Source organism: Alsobacter sp. P4_H11 (genome assembly GCF_056400925.1).
The window spans coordinates 59,059-77,209 of sequence record NZ_JBFUKI010000007.1 but is presented as its reverse complement, the minus strand read 5'-3'; the positions used below and the strand labels follow the sequence as shown (position 1 = coordinate 77,209).

Genomic DNA, 18,151 nt, shown 5'->3' with positions numbered 1-18,151 from the left:
TCCCGAGTTCGAGCGATGACGCCATCACTGACGTTCGATCTATGGCGCCTCAAAGAAGATCAGGCTTAGCTGGATCGCTTCCTATTCACCCGCCACTTGACTTGGCGAGCGAGGGACCCGGAATCGGACTGGCCTACCGAATGGGTGCGCTCTCGCATGTTCTTCTTTTCCAAGTGGTCGCGGCGAGAAGGCAGGACCGGGCTCCTTAGCTTTGGGTCCGAGCGTCAAATTGGCGAAAGAGTCGCGCTGCCGATCTTCGGCGGCATCCTCGCAACCATCGTCACGGCGCTGGCGCTCACCTTGGCCGATCCCGGCCGTGGACAGATAAACAACGGGCCGTCTGCCGCAGGCGGCATAGGGGAGCTGTCGGCGGCGGCCCCGGCCGACCACGCCGGATCAACGGCCTGCGCCGAATGTCACCCCCGCGAGCACGCGGCTTGGCGATCGTCGCATCACGCGCGCGCAATGGCGCAGGCGACGCCCGAGACCATCCGGGGCGACTTCTCGGGCCTCAACGCTGCGGCCGGTGGCGCGACCGCGCGATTCTTTCGGGACGGCGACCGCTTCCTGGTGGAAACGGAAGGCCGTGACGGCAAGCCGGCCGTTTTCGCGGTGAGCCACAGCTTCGGCCTGGAGCCGCTCCAGCAATATCTCGTCACCTTCCCGGACGGCCGCCTGCAGGCGCTTCCATGGGCGTGGGATACACGTCCGCGCGAAGCGGGCGGGCAGCGCTGGTTCCACGTCTATGGCGACGATCCCGTCCCGCCTTCCGACAGCCGGCACTGGACGCGTTACCTGCAGACCTGGAACCACATGTGCGCCGAGTGCCACTCGACCGCGCTGGACAAGGGCTATGACGCGGCCAACAACACCTACCGGACCACCTGGTCGGAGATCAGCGTGGGCTGCGAGGCGTGCCACGGTGGTGGACGGGCGCATGTCGCGTGGGCCCGCGAAGGAGCGAAGCCGGGCGTATCGCTGAAGGGCTTCGCGGCCGCCGCTGCCGTCCGCGGCCCGGGCGACTGGGCGCAGGATCCCGCCACGGGCAGTCCGAAGGCCGGCGTCGCGCGCCAGGCGAACGGCGAGCTGGAGACCTGCGGGCGCTGCCATTCCCGGCGCGGGCAGGTCTGGCCCGTCTGGGCGCCGGGGCGGCCGCTGGCCGACACGCATCGACCCGCGCTGCTCACGCCAGAACTCTTCGAGGACGATGGCCAGATGAAGGACGAGGTCTTCAACGACCACTCCTTCCGCCAGAGCCTGATGTTCGAGAAGGGCGTCACCTGCGGCGACTGCCACGACGTTCATTCCGGGAGCCTCAAGGCCAACGGCGCCGCCGTGTGCGGCCAGTGCCACGCGCCGTCGCGCTTCGGGCAGGCCGCCCACACGGGGCATGCCGCCGGGCCGACAAGTCCCACTTGCATCGACTGCCACATGCCGGCGCGCACCTACATGGTCGTGGACCGCCGGCATGATCATTCTTTCCGCATCCCGCGCCCGGATCTCACCGCGAGCCTTGGGACGCCCAACACCTGCAGTTTCTGCCATTCCGACCGGCCGGCGTCCTGGGCGGCCGAGGCCGTCGAGCGCTGGCACGGCCCCGTCCGCAAGGGGCATCAAACCTACGCGGCGGCCTTCTCGGCGGCGCGCCGTCAGGAGGTGGACGCCGGTGAGAAGCTGCTGGCCGTGGCCCGCGATTCCGCCACGCCCGCGGTGGCGCGCGCCACCGCCATCGGAGCCCTGGCGGGCTGGCCCTCGATCGCGGCCGACGACGCCAGAGGAACCGCGCTGTCCGATCCAGACCCGCTCGTTCGCATGGCGGCCGTGGGGAGCTTTGAGGGCGGCATCCCCGATGTCCGGCGCCGGCGGCTCATTCCTTTGCTTGCGGACCCGGTCCGCACGGTGAGGCTCGCCGCCACGGCGGCTCTGGCTGATCAATCGCCGGAGAGCCTGCCCGCGCAGGACCGGGCTGCGCTGCTGGCGGGCTTCGCCGAGTACGAGGCGGCGCTGCGCCTCGACGCCGACCGGCCGGAGGGACGGGCCGCCATGGCCAGGTTCCGCCTTCACCAAGGCCGGGTGGCGGAGGCTGAGGCGGAGTATCTCGCGGCGCTGCGGCTGGAGCCGACCGCCGTCGCCGTCTCGGTGAACCTCGCCGACCTCTACCGCCAAACGGGACGGGAAGCCGCCGCGGAGCAGACGCTGCGGGCCGCGATCATGCTGACACCGGACGCCGCGGCGCCCCGCCATGTGCTCGGGCTCGCGTTGGTGCGGGCCCGTCGCATCCCGGAAGCGATCGACAATCTGGCCGCGGCCACGCGGCTCGATCCCGGCAACGACCGTTTCGCCTATGTGTACGGCGTCGCCCTGAATTCCACCGGTCGGCAGGCGGAGGCCTCGGCCGTTTGGCGGGCCGCCCTGCAGCGCAACCCCGCGAGCGTGGAAATCCTGTCTGCGCTGTTGCAGCAGGCGATCCAGTCGCAAGACGCCCAAGCGGCGCGATCCTTCGCCGAAACTCTCGCGAAGTTGCGCCCCGATGATCCGGAGTTCGCCCGGCTGGCGGCGAGGTTCCGATCCTCTCCCTGACGCGCGGCGAAGCGCCGGCAGCTTTGCGGCTGAAGCCTATGGCCGGGGCGCGACGCCGCACGATCGGACGCGGGACGCCTGCCCAAGACTCTGCCCATAGACGGCAGGCGGGCTCTAACCTCAGGGAAATGGGGCGGATGAGCGCGTGCTCATCGCGGCGTCAAGGCGCCCAGGAAAGCGCGCAGGTAGCCGCCGAGATGCGGACTGAGATAGCCGCCCTCCTGCACCAGCAGCGTGGGCAGGCGCAGGCCGGCGAAGCGACGCGCGGCTTTGGCGAAGCCGCCATTGGTGATGCGGAACGCCGCGACCGGGTCGTGCTCGGCGGCGTCGAAGCCGAGCGAAACGACCAGCGCGCCCGGCGCGAAGGCGTGGACGCGGGCCAGCGCGCCGTCCAGCGCGTCCAGCCAGGCGGGGTCCTGCGTGCCCCAAGGCAGCGGCTGGTTGTGGTTCAGCCCAGCGCCGGCGCCCTCGCCGCACTCGTCGGCGTGGCCGGCGTAGTAGGGCGCCGTGAGCGTCGGGTCGACATGGATGGAGCAGACCAGCACGTCGCCGCGCTCCCAGAAGATGAACTGCGTGCCGTTGCCGTGATGGACGTCAACGTCGACCAGGGCGACCTTGCCGTGCGTGGTCGTGAGCCGATGCGCCGCAATGGACGCGTTGTTGAGAAAGCACGCGCCCGTCATCAGGTCCGGATAGGCGTGGTGGCCGGGCGGGCGGCATAGCGCATAGACCGGCCCCGTTCCACCCGCGAGCCGGTCGGCCGCATGGATGGCGACTTGCGCGCTGGCGTTCACCGATCGCCAGGTGTCGGCCGTGATGGGGCAAGACGTCGAATTGGAGTACCAGCCGAACTCGCCGAGCAGTTCGGTCGGCTTTCTGTGCATGCGATGGGTCGGGTGCACGTTGGGGATCGCGACGGGACCGTAGTCCGGATGCTGCGACCAGCGCTCATGCACGGTCTGCAGAAACGCCACATAGCCAGCGTCGTGCACGGCGAGGATCGGCTCCAGCCCGCCCAGCGGCGCCTGCTCAATCCGGTGGCCGCCCTCGCGCAGCACATCGGTGAAGACGCGGTAGCGCTCGGCGCGGTCGGGCTGGGCGATGAAGCGGCCGGTGCGGAACACCAGCTCGGGGTCGTGCAGCGCCTGGTCGGGGTGGTGAATGGCCAGCATTGCGCGGCTCCGGGCTTGATCTCAGTCGGCGAAGTGGCAGGCGGCCCAATGGGACGGGCGCACCTCGCGAAGCGGCGGCGCGACCTGGGCGCAGATGTCCTGCGCCATCCAGCAGCGCGTCCGGAAGGGGCAGCCGGAGGGCGGGTTGAGTGGGCTCGGCACGTCGCCCTTGAGGATGATGCGCTCCTGGCGGCCTTCGCCGGCGCCGCCCGGGATCGCGGACAGCAGCGCCTGCGTGTAGGGCATGCGCGGATCGGCGTAGAGATCCTCGGCGCTGGCGATCTCGACGAGCTTGCCGAGATACATGACGCCGACGCGGTCGGAGAAATACTCCACCACCGCGAGATCATGCGCGATGAACAGGTAGGTGAGGCCGAACTCCTCCTGCAGGTCGGAGAGGAGGTTCAGCACCTGCGACTGTACTGAGACGTCGAGCGCCGACACGGCCTCGTCGGCGAGCACGAATTTGGGCCGCAGCGCCAGCGCGCGCGCGATGCCGATGCGCTGGCGCTGGCCGCCCGAGAACTCGTGCGGGTAGCGATCGAGATGCTCCTTGCGCAGCCCCACAACCCGGACGAGATGCTCGACCCGTTCGTCGCGCTCGTCGCGGCCGGCCTCGCCCTGGATCACCAGCCCTTCGGCGATGATCTGGCGGATGCTCATGCGCGGGTCGAGGCTGCCATGCGGGTCCTGGAAGATGACCTGCATGTTGGGCCGCAGCGCCTTCAGCCTGGCCGGGGAGGCTGCCAGCACGTCCTCGCCCTCGAACAGCACCTGCCCGGAGCGGGGCTGCTCAAGCCGCACGATGGAGCGGCCGAGCGTGGACTTGCCGCAGCCGGACTCGCCCACCAGCCCGAAGGTCTCGCCCTTGCGGATCGCGAAGGACACGTCGTCAACGGCCTTCAGCCATTCGGTCGTTTGGCTGAAAACGCCGCTGCGGACCGGATACCAGGTGCGCAGGTTGCGGATCTCGAGCAGCGGCTCGCCGGCGGCGGCCTGCGTGGTCTCGCCCTCGCGGCGAACGTTCTCGGGGCTTGGGGAGCCGGGTTGCGTGCTCATGCGCGCTCCTCGTAGAGCCAGCAAGCCGCGAGGCTGCCGCTGTCGGTGCGGCGCAGGCTCGGCATGGTGGCGCAGACCGGCATGGCGTGCGGGCAACGGGGCTGGAAGGGGCAGCCGGGCGGCATGCGCAGCGGGCTCGGCACGGAGCCCCCGATGGCGTTCAGCCTCTGGCCCTTCATGCCGGGGCTCGGAATCGAGGCGAGCAGCCCCACCGTGTAGGGGTGGCGCGGCGCGCCGGTGACCTGCGCGGTGGCGCCGCGCTCCATCACGCGGCCGCCATACATCACCACCACCTCGTCGCACGTCTCCTTCACGACGCCGATGTCGTGCGTGATCAGCAGCACGGCCGTGTTGATGCGCCGGCGCAGGTCGCGCACGAGGTCGAGGATCTGCGCCTGGATGGTGACGTCGAGCGCCGTGGTGGGTTCGTCAAGAATCAGGAGGTCCGGCTCGTTGGCGAGCGCGATCGCGATGGTGACGCGCTGGCGCATGCCGCCGCTGAGCTTGTGCGGGTAGTCGTCGACGCGCCGCTCGGGGGCCGGGATGCCGACCATGCGGAAGAGCTCGATCGCCCGCTCGCGGGCTGCGCGTCCGCCGATGTTCTGGTGCGCCTGCAAGGCTTCGATCACCTGGTCGCCAACCCTGTAGACCGGGTTCAGGGCCGCCATCGGGTCCTGGAACACGAGGCAGATGTCGCGACCGCGCAGGTCCCGGATCTCGCGCTCCGAGAAGCTCACGAGGTCCCGGCCCTTGAACAGGATGTGTCCGCCGGCCACGAAGCCGGGCGGCTCGACGAGGCGCATGATCGACAGCGAGGTCACGCTCTTGCCCGAGCCGGACTCGCCCACGATGCCGAGGCTGGAGCCGGCCTGGATGTCGAAGCTCACGCCGTCGACGGCCTTCACGGTTCCGGCTGCGGTGCGGAAGTGGGTCTGCAAATCCCGCACGGACAGGAGGGCCGGGGCGTCGGACGCCCCGCCGGTCCCGGCCGCTGCGGAGGGCGGCGCAGCGCTCATCGGCCCGCCTGGGTCGCGGCGGCCCGGCTGCGCACGACGCCGTCCTGCATCACGAGGCGCAGATCCTCCAGGGCCTTGAGGTCGGCCGTGGGATCGCCGCCGACCACGATCACGTCGGCGGCGAGGCCCGGCTTCAGCGTGCCCACCTTGTCGTCGATGCCGATCACTTGCGCCGCGAAGCCGGTGCCGGCCGTGATCGCCTCGTCGTTCGGCATCCCGCCGTCATGCATGAGCTGCATCTCGAACGGCAGGCCGTCAAACGGCGTGAAGCGCCACCCCGCGTCCGTGCCGGCGACGAAGCGCACGCCCGCTTCGCGCATCTTGCGGAAGTGGAGCAGGTTCTCGTCGCACATCTTGATCCAGCGCGTCAGCAGGGCCTCCTCGGCGGGCGTGCGCCGGGCGATCGCCCGCATGGTGCGCAGCACCGCGCCGCCCACCGCCAGCGTGCTGGTGACCGGGATGCCGGATTTGGCCAGCCTGTCCACCACGGCGGCGTCGTAGCGCTGGTTGCCCTGCGCATCCGCGATGAAGCCTGCGTGCTCGATCTGGTCGACGCCGGCCTCCACGGCGTAGTCGGTCGACTCGGCGCACAGGCAGTGCACCGTGATCTTGCGATCGAGCCGATGGGCTTCGTCGGCCAGCGCGATCATCTCCTCGCGCCGGTAGGAGGGCTTGTACGAGATGGTGTTGAGGGTGCCGCCGCCGCTGCCCATCACCTTGATGAAGTCGGCGCCGAGCTTGACCATGTGGCGCACCTTGCGTCGCAGGCCGTCCTCGCCGTCGGCCTCGCCGCCCATGTACCAGGTGTGGCCGCCCGTGATCGTGATCGGCTGGCCGCAGGCCAGCACGCGCGGACCGTGCCCGTAGCCGAGCTGGAGCGCCCGGCGCACATGGATCGCGGTGCTGCCCACCGCGCCGACGTCGCGCACTGTGGTGATGCCCGCCGCCAGCGCGCGCTGGGCGGTCATCACCGAGGTCGCGACGAGCACGCCTTCCGGCTCGCGCACGGCGTCCTCCAGCGACGTGCCGTCGCCGGGCAGGTTGAGGTGGACGTGGGTGTCGATCAACCCCGGCATCACGGTGCAGCCGGGGAAGTCGAGCACCTGCGCGTCGGCGGGCGCGAGCCCCTCGGGCGCCCGTCCCTGGTGGACGCTCACGATCTTGCCCGCCTCGACCACGAGAACGGCGTCGCGCACCGGCGCCGCTCCCGTGCCGTCGATCAGCCGGTCGGCTTTGATCAGCGTTGTCACTGACATCATCCTTATCGTTGCGGGTCAGTCGGCCAGCGAGGCGGCCCAGAGATATTCGAAGCCGCCGCCCGCATAGGTGACGCCGGTGAGCTTCTTGGACGTCATCACGAGGTCGATGTTCTCGCGGATCGGCATCATCACGGCCTGGTCCATGATGATCTTCTGCACCTCGTGGTAGATCTTGGTGCGCTTGGCCGGGTCACGCTCCTGCTGGCCCTCGGTGATCAGCTTGGTGAGCTGCGGGTCCGAGAACTTGCTCCAGTTGAAGTACTCGTTGGGCAGGAACCAGAAGTGGAGCGCGTCGGGGTCGACGCCGATATATTGCAGCGGCGTCATCGACATCTCGCCGCTCGTGTTGGCGGCCAGCCAGGCCGGCGTGGCGAGCTGTTGCACCTGCACGTCCATGCCGATCTTGCGCAGGTAGCCCTGCATCGCCTGGGCGAGCAGCGGGTAGGACGGCACCGTCGCGATTGCGTTGATCGTGAAGGCGAGGCGCTTGCCGTCCTTCTCCCAGAACTCGCCGGTCTTGGTCCAGCCGCCCTTCTTCAGCGACTCCTCCGCCTTGGCGGGATCATACGGGTAGGAGTTCTCCAGCGAGGCGTCGTAGCCGGTCATGCCCTTTAGCAGGGGCGTGTTGCTGGGCGGAAAGACGCCGGCTTCGGCGAGCTGGATCACGCCCTTCTTGTCGATGGCGTACTGGATGGCCTTGCGAACGTTGATGTCGTCGGTCGGCCATTTGGACGCGTTGATGGGCGCGAAGATGCCGAGCCCGCTGATTGGCACCGGGATGGCCGTGTAGGTCCCTGCCTTCTGGAAGGCGTTCCAGTAGACGCCCGGCGTCTGCTGCATCATCTGCGATTGGCCGCTCTGGAACTGGCTGACGCGGGCCTGGGAGTTCGGGACGATCTGGAACTTGATCTCGGCGATGTTGGCCGGGCCCGAATGCTTCACGGCCGCCGGGCCCCAGTTGTAAGCCTCGTTACGCTTCAGCACGAGGCTCTGGTTCGGCTCGTAGCTCACGAACGAGAACGGCCCTGTGCCGGTGGGATGCAGCGCAAGGTCCTTGCCGAACTCCGTGATGGCCTTGGGCGACTGGATGCCCAGATAGGGCTCGCCGAGTTGCGCCAAGAAGGGCGCGTATGGCGTCGCGCAGGTGAACTTCACGGTCATCTTGTCGACCGCTTCCGCCGTCCCGCAGGGGCCAAGCAGGCCGAGCGAGATCTTGGACTGCGTGGTTTTGTCGGTGATGTACTTGATGTTGGCGACCACCGCCTCGGCGTCGAAGGGCGTGCCGTCGTGGAAGGTCACGCCCTCGCGCAAGCTGAACGTATAGGTCTTGCCGTCGTCCGACACGGTCCATTTGGTGGCGAGGTGTGGCGTCACCTCGAATTCGGGCGTCAGCCAGACCAGCGTGTCGAAGATGTTCATCGCCAGCGGGCCGACATTGCGGGCGCCCGTGGTCGCGGGATTCAGCGAGTCGATGGGCTCGGCCCAGCCGACCGTCAGCTTGGCGTTCTTGTTGGGGGCCTGCGCGGCCGCGCCATGCAGGCCGAGCGACAGGGCGCCGAGCGCCACGGCGGCGGCGAGGGATTGCTTGAACGCGGCGGTGCTGGTTCTCGACTGCATGATCCGTCTCCGTCGTAGCGCCGGCTGGGCGCGGTGGTTTTGAGTGGCTGCTAGCGTCGCGCCAGCGTGGGATCGAGCTCGTCCCGCAGGCCGTCGCCGACGAGGTTCACGCCGATCACGAACAGCGACAGGAAGGCGCCGGGAAACACGGTGATCCACCACGCGAGCGTGATGTAGTTCTGGCCGTCGTTGAGGATGCTGCCCCATTCGGGCGTGGGCGGCTGCACGCCGAGCCCGATGAAGCCGAGCGCCGTGATCCACAGCGCTGCGATGCCGAGCCACGTGGTGGTGAGCACGATGACGCCCGACAGCACGTTGGGCAGGATGTGGCGCGCGATGATGCGCCACGGGCCGGCGCCCAGCGTCACGGCGGCGTCCACATAGGGGAGGTTGCGCACCTCGGCGGTCGCGCCCTCGACAAGGCGCGCGTAGACGGGGACGAGGATCACCGCGATGGCGATCACGCCGTTGATGAGGCCCGGGCCCAGGATCGCCGTGACCGTCAGGGCGAGCAGGATGCCGGGGAACGCCAGGAGCAGATCCACCAGCCGCATGATCGTGAAGCCGACCGCGCCGCCGAAATAGCCGGCGATCAACCCGATCGACGTGCCGAACACGCAGCCGAGCACCACCACCAGCAGGCTCGCCAGCATGGTGGTGCGGCCGCCATAAAGCACGCGGGCAAAGAGGTCGCGCCCGAAAGCGTCGGCCCCCATCGGGTGCTCCCAGGAGGGCGGGCTGAAGGTCGCGAGCGGGTCCTGCAGATTGGGGTCGATGGCCGTCAACAGCGGCGCGGCCGCGACCAGCGCGGCCAGCGCGACGCAGATGATCACCCCGGCCAGCAGGCTGCGATGCCGCAGGGCCCGCAACACAAGCCGGCCGCGCGAGACGCGGGGCGCGACTGCGTCCTGCAGCTCGTCCAATGCGGCGGGGACGCGATCGGCGGAGGCGGCCTGGCCTTGCATGCTCATGTTCGTCACCGGCTCGCCACGCGCGGGTCGAACACCGGGTAAAGGAGATCGACGATGAAGTTGGTCAGCGCGTAGATGCCCGCGATGATGAACACCACCGCCTGCACGGTGAGGTAGTCCTTGGCCAGGATGGCCTGCACGAGCAGCCGCCCGATGCCCGGCCGGGAGAACACCGTCTCGACGATCACGGTGCCGGAGAGCAGCTGCCCCACCTGCAGGCCCACGATGGTGAGGATCGGCAGCAGCGCGTTGCGCAGCACGTGTTTCAGGAACACGCGCACGCGGCTTATTCCTTTCGCGCGCGCCGTGATCACGTGCCGCTGCGTCTGCGCGGCGATGATGCTGGAGCGCACGAAGCGCGCGTTGAAGCCCATGGAGCCCAGCGCCAGCGTGGCGGCCGGTAGAACGAGCCCTTTCAGCGTCGTGCCGCCCACGACGTCGAACCACGGCAGCGTCACGGCGAACAGAAGGATCAGCAGCAGCCCCAGCCAGAAGCTCGGGATCGACATGAAGGTGAGCGCCACCGTCATCGCGACCGTGTCGGTCGCCTTGTTGCGCTTCACGGCCGCCAGCACGCCGAGCGCCATGCCAAGGGTGAGCGACACGATCAGCGCCGCGATGGTGAGCTGGATGGTGGCCGGGAAATTGGCGGCGAGCAGCGATGTGACGGATTGCTGGTTGCCGTAGGAGTAACCGAAATCGCCCCGCAGCAGCGCCGTGAGCCACTGCCAATATTGCACGTGCATCGGCAGATCGAGCCCGAGCTGGGCGCGCAGCCGGTCGGCGACCTCCTTGTCGCCCGCGCTGGTGCCCAGCAGCGCCGCAACGGGATCGCCCGGGATCAGCCGGATGATCAGAAACACGATAACGCTGATGCCGAAGGCGAGCGCCACGATGGCGAGCAGGCGTCGCAGGACGTAGCTGCTCATGTCAGGCCGCTCCCGCTTGGCCGGCGTCACCGGCCTGGCGGACCTTGCCCGGGGAGGTGAGCGGAGGCCGCATCGCGCTCAGCCCCAGCCGCTGCTCGAGCGCGCAGGCGGCGTCCAGGATGGCGTTCTCGGCCAGCGGCGCGCCCGCGAACTGGATGCCGGTCGGCAATCCGCCTTCGCCGAAGCCATTCAGGATGGAGACCGTCGGCGTGCCCGCCAGCACGCCAGCGAGGTTCAGAGATCGGCGTCCGGACGCGCGCGGCAGGCCGTATTCGAAATCCTCGTCCACTGGCGTGGCGACGACGCCGAGCGAGGGCGCCAGCAGGGCGTCGTAGCGCCCCGTGAACGCCGCGACGTCATCGGCGAGGAGCCGGCGGATGCGCTGGGCGCGGATATAGTCGTGCGCCGGCAGCACGGCGGCGGCCAGGCGATGGCCCGCGGCTTTGCGGGCCTTCAGCTCCACGATGCGGCCGCTGGCGATGAACTCGTCGAACGCCGCGTAGGCCTCCGCCGACGAAATGGTCTGCGTGACGGCTCCGTAGGGATAATCGGGCAGCTCCACGGTCTCGACCGTTCCGATCTCGCGCAGGATGGCGAGCGAGCGCTCGAAGTTCTCGGCGACCTCGGGCTCGGCGCCGTCGAGGCAGCCGTCCACCACGGCGAAGCGGAAGCCCTCGCGGCGCGGGCTGGAGCGATTGTAAGCATAGGGCTGCGTCAGGCTGGAGCGGTCGCGCGGGTCGGGGCCCGCGATGGCTTCCAGAACGAGGCCGCAATCGTCGGCCGTGCGGCACATCGGGCCGAGACGGTCCAGCGTCCAGCACAGCGTCATCGCGCCGGCGCGGCTGACGCGGCCATAGGTGGCCCGCAGCCCCGCCGTGCCCGTGAAGGCGGCCGGAAACAAAATTGAACCGCTGGTGTCGCTGCCGATCGCGAACGGAACCGCGGCCGCGCTCACCGCGCCGGCGGGGCCGCTCGACGAGCCGCTGGTCCAGCAGCCCGTGTCCCACGGGTTCGCGGCAGGCCCCGTCGTGGACGCGTCCGGGTTGTCGTAGCCCATGCCGCCCGCGATCTCGATCGTGGCGAGCTTGGCGGCCAGCACCGCGCCGGCGTTCCGCAGCCGGGTCACCACGGTCGCCTCGCGCTCGAAGCGCTGGTCGGCGAAGACGCCCCAGGTGGTAGGCGCGCCCGTGGCGGCGATGATGTCCTTCAGCCCATACGGGATGCCGTGCAGCGGGCCGCGATCGAGCCCGGCGGCGAGTTCCTCGGTGGCGAGGCGGGCCTCGCGCAGCGCGACGTCGTCCAGCACGGTCACGACCGCACGGATCTCGCGGCCAACGCCGTTGAGGCGCTCCAGGTAGATGCGCGCCAGATCGAGCGGCGTGACGTCGCCACCGCGGAGCAGCGCGCCCAATTCGCGGATCGACAGGAACGCGATGTCTCCGCTGTTCAAGACAGCTGACCCGCGGTGGCGCCGAACATGAATGCGGGCTCGTCGGCGTTGTTGAGCGCGAACCTGTGGAGAGCGTCGCAGTTGGCAATCTGCACGCTGAGGCTGAGCTTCATCTCGGCGATCTGGAGCTCGGTCAGGGCGTCGCCGAAGAGCGTTTTCAGAACGTCCTCCTGCTTGCGGCACAGCGCCTTGAGCGTGGCGTCGTCAGGGGCCGGGTAGCCACTTCGGGGCGCTTTCCCGTCCGCATCGCCCGGCGAATTGGGAGCCATGATCGTGTTCCGCAACCGTGAACTGTAATAGTCACGTATAACGGTTTCACGTCACCCTAGGGGTGTCAACCTGGAGTTGTGCAGCAATTTCCGGCAAGCGGCGCCGTAGCTTTCGGCCAAACGGGCGCAAAATGATCCATTCGTGATGATGGCTTAGGACAGTTCGCAAAAATTTGGGCGTTTGTTATGCAGGGTAGCCCGCCCGTGCGCCCCCACCTGCGTTTTTAACGCGGGATCGTCTCGCGCTGCGCCTGTCGGGCGCGTGCTCCCAATTCTTGGCGCCTGGTGCGAGGAGGCCCGCGGAGGCAGCGGTATTTCACATCGGCGACCTGCTGTATCGTTGCTTACTTTAGAGCGAAACCAAACTGCAGTTTAGAAATGTTACAGAAGAACATCTTTCTTTTGACAACCAATTTTCGATCGTTATTACAGCGCCTCGTTGGTTCAGTACGCTCAACCTTGACTGGGTGGTCCATGAAGTCTTTTGCATTCCCCTTGCTGTCGGCGCTGTTCGTCGGAGCTGCCACGTTCACGAGCCTGAGCTCCCCGGCGGCCGCGCAGACGCAAGCGAAATCGATCGTGGTCTACAATGCCCAGCATGAGAGCCTGACGCAGGCCTGGGCCGAGGCTTTCACCAAGGAGACCGGGATCAAGGTGACGCTGCGCAACGGCGGCGACACCCAGCTCGGCAACCAGATCGTCCAGGAAGGCGCGAATTCGCCCGCCGACGTGTTTTTGACCGAGAACTCGCCCGCGATGACGCTCGTGGACGGCGCCGGGCTGTTCGCGCCGGTTCCGGCCGACACGCTGGCGCTTACGCCCGACACGTTCAAGCCGTCGCATGGGCGCTGGGTCGGCATCGCGGCGCGCTCCACCGTGTTCGTGTACGACAAGCGCAAGCTCGGGGCCGACAAGCTGCCGCGTTCGCTCGCCGAGCTGGCCGAGCCGCAGTGGAAGGGCCGTTGGGCCGCGTCGCCGGCCGGCGCTGACTTCCAGGCCATCGTGAGCGCCATGCTGGAGCTCAAGGGCGAGCAGGCGACGCAGCAGTGGCTCAACGCCATGAAGCAGAACGCGGTGGCTTATCGCGGCAACAGCGCCGCCATGAAGGCCGTCAACGCCGGCGAGGTCGAAGGCGCGGTGATCTATCACTACTACTACTATGGCGACCAGGCGAAGACCGGCGAAAACAGCGCCAATGTGGGCACGCATTACTTCCGCAACCAGGACCCGGGCGCGTTCGTGTCCATCTCGGGCGGCGGCGTGCTGAAGACCAGCAAGCATCCCGAGGAGGCGCAGGCCTTCCTGAAGTGGATCGTCGGCAAGGGCGGGCAGGACATCCTGCGCACCGGCAACTCCTATGAGTATGCGGTGAGCAAGGGCGCGGCCTCCAACGACAAGCTCGTGCCCCTGCAGGACTTGCAGGCCCCGAAGGTCGATCCGGCCAACCTGAACAGTCGCAAGGTTACGGAGATGATGACGGCCGCTGGCCTGCTATAAGGGCCGCGCAGCCCGCAGGGCGCTCACGCGACACTGGTGACATGTCCATATCCACTCCCCAGGCCCTGGCTGCGTTTGAACCGCAAGCCGGGGCCCGACGCGAACCTCTCGGCCGCCTGAGCCGGACCCGCAACGGTCCGGTTTTGGCGTTCGCCGCGCTGGTCGCCGCCCTGTCGCTGCTGCCGATGGGGTTCGTCGGCTGGATCGCCTACCAGACGGGCTGGGACGCGGCGTTTCACCTCGTCGTCCGGGTGCGGGTGGCGGAGCTGCTGTGGAACACGGCGCTGCTCGAGCTTTGCGTGCTGCCGCCCGCGATCGTGGTCGCGCTCGCGACGGCGTGGCTGACGCAGCGGACGAACCTGCCATTCGCGCCATTCTGGTCGTGGCTGGCCGTCGCCCCGCTGGCGATCCCGGCCTTCGTGCAGAGCTACGCCTGGACGACCGTGGCGCCGAGCTTCCACGGCCTTCCGGCCGCCGCCCTAATATCGGTGCTGGCCTATTCGCCGTTCCTTTACCTGCCGATCGCCGCCCAGATCCGGCGGCTCGATCCGGCCCAGGAGGATGCGGCGGCCTCGATGGGGCTGGGGCCCTGGCAGGTATTCTTTCGGGTGGTGCTGCCGCAACTGCGGCTCGGCATCAGCGGCGGCGCCCTCCTGGTCGCGCTGCATCTCCTGTCCGAGTACGGCCTTTACGCGCTGATCCGCTTCGACACCTTCACGACAGCGATCATGGACCAGTTCCAGTCGGCCTATAACGCGGCGGCCGCCAACATGCTGGGCGGCGTTCTGGTGCTGGCCTGCGTCGGCCTCATCGGGTTGGACGTGGTCCTGCGCGGGCAGGAGCGCTACGCCCGGATCGGGTCCGGCGCCGCCCGCATCGCGGCCCGGCGCGACCTGGGGGCGTTCAAATGGCCGGCGCTGGCGGGCCTGACGATGCTTGGCGTGCTCGCCATCGGGGTTCCGTGCGGCATGATCCTGCGCTGGCTCACTGTCGGCGGCGGCGCGGTCTGGACTGCGGGCGTTTTCTCGGCGCTGGGCGAGACGATGCTGCTGTCGCTCGCAGGAGCGTTGCTGACCACCGTGGCGGCCGCGCCGATGGCCTGGATATCGGTGCGGTCGCCCGGCCGGACGCAACGCATCCTTGAGGCCTGCCATTATTATGTCGGCTCGCTGCCGGGCGTCGTGGTCGGGCTCGCGCTGGTGTGGATCACCGTCCAGGTGGCTCTGCCGCTCTACCAGACGATGTTCACCGTCATGATCGCGTACGCGCTCCTGTTCCTGCCGCGCGCGATGGCGGGACTGCGCCCGAGCCTCGCGCAGGCCCCGGTGGAACTGGAGCAGGCCGCCATGGCGCTGGGGCGCACGCCCTTCCAGGCTGTCTCGTCCGTGACGCTACGCCTCGCGGCGCCGGGCGCCGCCGCCAGCATCGTGCTCGTGTCCCTGGGCGCAGCCACCGAACTGACGGCGACGCTCATGCTCGCGCCCAATGGCGTGCGCACGCTCGCGACCGCGTTCTGGTCGCTGACCGGCGAGATCGACTATGCGGCGGCGGCGCCTTATGCCGCCATGATGATCATCGCGTCGCTGCCCTTGACCATCATCCTGCATGCCCAGTCGCGACGGATCGCCGGCCGATGAGCGATCTTCGCATCCGCGGGCTGGTGAAGCGGTACGGCAATGTCGTGGCGCTGGGCGGCGTCGATCTCGACGTCGCGGCCGGCAGCCGCACGGCCGTGGTGGGCGCGTCCGGCTCCGGCAAGTCGACGCTGCTGCGGCTCGTGGCGGGCTTCGAGGCGCCGGACGAGGGCACGATCGCGTTCGGCGACGAACTGCTCGCCAAGGGGCCGCGCATCATCCCGGCCCACAAGCGCGGCATCGGCATCGTGTCGCAGGACGGCGCGCTGTTTCCGCATCTCGACATCGCCGACAATATCGGCTTCGGCCTGCCCAAGGAGCTGAGCGGGAGCCGTGACCAACGCATCGGCGAACTGCTGGACGCTGTGGAGTTGAGCCGCTCGCTCGCGAGCCGGCGTCCGCACCAGCTCTCGGGCGGGCAGCAGCAGCGCGTGGCGCTGGCCCGGGCGCTGGCGTGCCGGCCTCGGTTGATGCTGCTCGACGAGCCCTTCTCGGCGCTGGACGCCAGTTTGCGCCAGAACGTGCGCGAGGTCGTCGCGCATGCGCTGGAGGCGGCCGGGATCGCCAGCATCCTGGTGACGCACGACCAGGCTGAGGCGCTGTCCTTCGCCGACCAGGTGGCGGTGATCCGGCACGGCGAGTTCGCCCAGGTTGGGCCGCCGGACGTGCTGTACCTCCGCCCGCTCACGCGCGAGACCGCGGTGTTTCTCGGCAAGGCGATCCTCCTGCCAGCGCGCGCGGGCGAAGGCTTCGTGGATTGCGCGCTGGGACGCATTCCGGCCGACACGGAGGGCAAGACCGGCGCCGTGGACGTGATGCTGCGGCCCGAGCAAGTGCTGCTCCACGCCGCGCAGCCGTCTCCGGTCGGCCGTGACGGCCGCTCCATCCCGGCGACCGTGAAGACCGTGCGCTTCGAAGGCGCCGACTGCGCCATCGTGGTGGAGATCGCCGACCAGGCGCTGCAGCTCGCGCTCAAGCTGCCGAGCTTCGGCGCTCCCAAGCCGGGCGACCTCGTGCACCTGCTCGTGGGCGGCGAGGCGCACGTGTTCTGAGCCGCGGCTACTTGCTCAACCGCAAGCGTCCGATCCCTTGGCCGATGGCCTGGAACGCCGCGATCAGGGCCGCCGAGTCGGTAGCCACGAAAGCTTGGCTGGCCACGCCCGCGCAGTCCTTCAGCAGCTGCAGGCCCAACGCGTCGATCGGGTCGGTCGGGATGCTGAACCCGACCGTGTAGATCTTGATGCCGGCCGCGCGGACATTCTGGCAGGCCTCGCGGGTCAGCGCGTCCATGGCGGCGCGGGCGGTGGCGTCCGTGCTCGGATTGGCGTTGGCCGGCGGCAGGCGGCTGTTGGGCGTGCTGCCGTCCGCGTTCCGGAAATAGCCATAGGCGGAGTAATAGGACTTCAGCACCGAGTTGCCGGAGTTGGCCGTCCAGGTGTTCATCCCGTCCGTCATCAGGACCATGATCTTGTTGTTGGCCTGCTTCGTGTAGGCCGCGCCGTCGCCGAAGATGCTGAGCGGCGAGAGGGTGCGCCAGCCCCAGGCCACGCCTTCGTGGATGTTGGTGTTGCCGTTGGCCTGCATGGCGGCGATTTCGGCGATGATCTTGTTGGTGTCGGCGGTGAGCCGGGTCAGCGGGCGCGACCGGCACATCCAGTTGGGCCCGCGGTCGCCGGCGCTGTCGGCATTGGTCGGCTTGGCGTATTTGCAGGCGCGCAGCATGCGCGTCGCATCATCGTTCGGGGTGGTGCTGCAGCCGGTCGCCGAGGTGGCGTCGTCGATGTAGCTGTTCGGCGTGCTCTGGTTTTTGCCGCTGCTCTTTTCCGTGTGGCTGGTGGAGCCGCCATTGCCGGCCTCGTCGGGGGCGAACATCGGCACCAGGAAGCTGTCGGGATCGGCGGCGTCCGGCTTGCCGTCCTGGACGTTGCGCGGGTAGGGCAAGGATTCAAAGCAGCCCGCCCAGGCCCAGTCGGTCGCCTTGGGGGCGAGCTTGGCGAAGATGTCGAGGCGATTGGCGAAGCCCGACGCGCCGGCGTTCGACACGTTGGGCCAGTGCAGGCTCGATTGGCCGGCCATGTCGATGGAATTCACGAGCCCGGGCGTCGCGGGGTCGACCGCGACGGCGGCGGAGAACGGCACGAGCGAGAGGCGCAGATGGCCGCTCAGCGCGGTGGAGCCCGCCAGATAGGTCACGAAGTCGGTGGCGGCCTGCTTCAGCGCGGCGATCTTGGTGACGCCGTTGCTGGAGTTCGCCATCGAGCCGGTGTTGTCGAGCACCAGCGCGACTTCGAAATCCTGCTCGTTGGCCGAGCAGGTGGAACTGGCGGACAGCGGCACCGTGGTGGCGCCGATCAGCCCCGAGAAGAGAACCTTGTAGTCGGCCCGCGCCGTGAGGGACACGGAGCGTGGCGCCTCCACCACGACCGGCGTGTCCGCGGTTGCCGCGCCGACGCCCATGTTGGTGTCGAGGATGCGCTGCGCGATGGCGCGCAGCTGATCGGCCGACAGAGCAGCCGAGGCCTTGCACAGCGGCAGGCTGGACGCGTCCGTGCTCAGCTGCAGCCGGTCATGGAGGCGAGCGAGGGCCGTGTAGTCCGCCGCCACGCCCACGATGGCGGCGAGCGGTAGCAGCGCAAACGCCAGAATGGGCGCGAGAACGCCGTCCTCGGCGCGCGCGAAGCGTCGAAGCAGGCGCATG

Annotated in this window: 14 protein-coding genes; 4 read left to right on the top strand and 10 right to left on the bottom strand. The window is 68.9% G+C overall.

All coding sequences use genetic code 11. From position 1 onward, the window contains the following. Positions 1–156: 156 nt before the first annotated feature. On the top strand, positions 157–2,580 hold the full coding sequence (locus AC1DSZ_RS13835; protein ID WP_476838937.1) for a tetratricopeptide repeat protein: 2,424 nt from the start codon (positions 157–159) through the stop codon (positions 2,578–2,580). Between the two features lie 149 nt (positions 2,581–2,729). On the opposite strand, the gene AC1DSZ_RS13830 is transcribed toward AC1DSZ_RS13835, so the two are convergent. Genes AC1DSZ_RS13830 through AC1DSZ_RS13790 form a run of 9 tightly spaced genes read right to left on the bottom strand, consistent with a single transcriptional unit; the run spans position 2,730 to position 12,322 of the window. Next, complete coding sequence (locus AC1DSZ_RS13830; RefSeq protein WP_476838936.1) at positions 2,730–3,752, bottom strand: histone deacetylase family protein; 1,023 nt, start codon at positions 3,750–3,752, stop codon at positions 2,730–2,732. 21 nt (positions 3,753–3,773) lie between these two features. Then, positions 3,774–4,811 carry an ABC transporter ATP-binding protein gene (locus AC1DSZ_RS13825; protein WP_476838935.1) on the bottom strand — a complete coding sequence of 346 codons (1,038 nt, stop codon included), beginning with the start codon at positions 4,809–4,811 and terminating at the stop codon, positions 3,774–3,776. Next, positions 4,808–5,827 carry an ABC transporter ATP-binding protein gene (locus AC1DSZ_RS13820; RefSeq protein ID WP_476838934.1) on the bottom strand — a complete coding sequence of 340 codons (1,020 nt, stop codon included), beginning with the start codon at positions 5,825–5,827 and terminating at the stop codon, positions 4,808–4,810. Before AC1DSZ_RS13820 ends, AC1DSZ_RS13825 begins: the two co-directional genes overlap by 4 nt. Continuing rightward, entirely contained in the window at positions 5,824–7,077 is a 1,254-nt protein-coding gene (locus AC1DSZ_RS13815) for an amidohydrolase family protein (RefSeq protein WP_476838933.1), read from the bottom strand. The genes AC1DSZ_RS13820 and AC1DSZ_RS13815 overlap by 4 nt, the downstream gene beginning before the upstream one ends. Before the next feature lie 24 nt (positions 7,078–7,101). Further along, positions 7,102–8,703 (bottom strand): ABC transporter substrate-binding protein, encoded by a 1,602-nt coding sequence (locus AC1DSZ_RS13810; protein WP_476838932.1) that lies wholly within the window; start codon positions 8,701–8,703, stop codon positions 7,102–7,104. A 50-nt stretch (positions 8,704–8,753) separates the two neighbouring features. Then, complete coding sequence (locus AC1DSZ_RS13805) at positions 8,754–9,674, bottom strand: ABC transporter permease (protein WP_476838931.1); 921 nt, start codon at positions 9,672–9,674, stop codon at positions 8,754–8,756. 5 nt (positions 9,675–9,679) lie between these two features. Further along, a complete protein-coding gene (locus AC1DSZ_RS13800; protein WP_476838930.1) occupies positions 9,680–10,603 on the bottom strand; it encodes an ABC transporter permease in 924 nt (307 codons plus the stop codon). Between the two features lies 1 nt (position 10,604). Beyond that, positions 10,605–12,053 carry an amidase gene (locus AC1DSZ_RS13795; RefSeq protein ID WP_476838929.1) on the bottom strand — a complete coding sequence of 483 codons (1,449 nt, stop codon included), beginning with the start codon at positions 12,051–12,053 and terminating at the stop codon, positions 10,605–10,607. After that, positions 12,050–12,322: a hypothetical protein gene (locus AC1DSZ_RS13790; RefSeq protein WP_476838928.1), complete on the bottom strand. Its 273-nt coding sequence runs from the start codon at positions 12,320–12,322 to the stop codon at positions 12,050–12,052. Before AC1DSZ_RS13790 ends, AC1DSZ_RS13795 begins: the two co-directional genes overlap by 4 nt. Positions 12,323–12,796: 474 nt before the next feature. Here AC1DSZ_RS13790 and AC1DSZ_RS13785 point away from each other — a divergent pair, with 474 nt between their 5' ends. The 3 genes from AC1DSZ_RS13785 to AC1DSZ_RS13775 are packed head-to-tail and all read left to right on the top strand — an operon-like array spanning position 12,797 to position 16,505. Continuing rightward, the gene (locus AC1DSZ_RS13785; RefSeq protein ID WP_476838927.1) at positions 12,797–13,819 is read left to right on the top strand and encodes an iron ABC transporter substrate-binding protein; all 1,023 of its coding nucleotides are present in this window, start codon (positions 12,797–12,799) and stop codon (positions 13,817–13,819) included. 41 nt (positions 13,820–13,860) lie between these two features. Further along, complete coding sequence (locus AC1DSZ_RS13780) at positions 13,861–15,456, top strand: ABC transporter permease (RefSeq protein ID WP_476838926.1); 1,596 nt, start codon at positions 13,861–13,863, stop codon at positions 15,454–15,456. Further along, complete coding sequence (locus AC1DSZ_RS13775; RefSeq protein WP_476838925.1) at positions 15,453–16,505, top strand: ABC transporter ATP-binding protein; 1,053 nt, start codon at positions 15,453–15,455, stop codon at positions 16,503–16,505. Before AC1DSZ_RS13780 ends, AC1DSZ_RS13775 begins: the two co-directional genes overlap by 4 nt. A gap of 7 nt (positions 16,506–16,512) precedes the next feature. On the opposite strand, the gene AC1DSZ_RS13770 is transcribed toward AC1DSZ_RS13775, so the two are convergent. After that, complete coding sequence (locus AC1DSZ_RS13770) at positions 16,513–18,150, bottom strand: hypothetical protein (protein WP_476838924.1); 1,638 nt, start codon at positions 18,148–18,150, stop codon at positions 16,513–16,515. Position 18,151 lies beyond the last annotated feature (1 nt).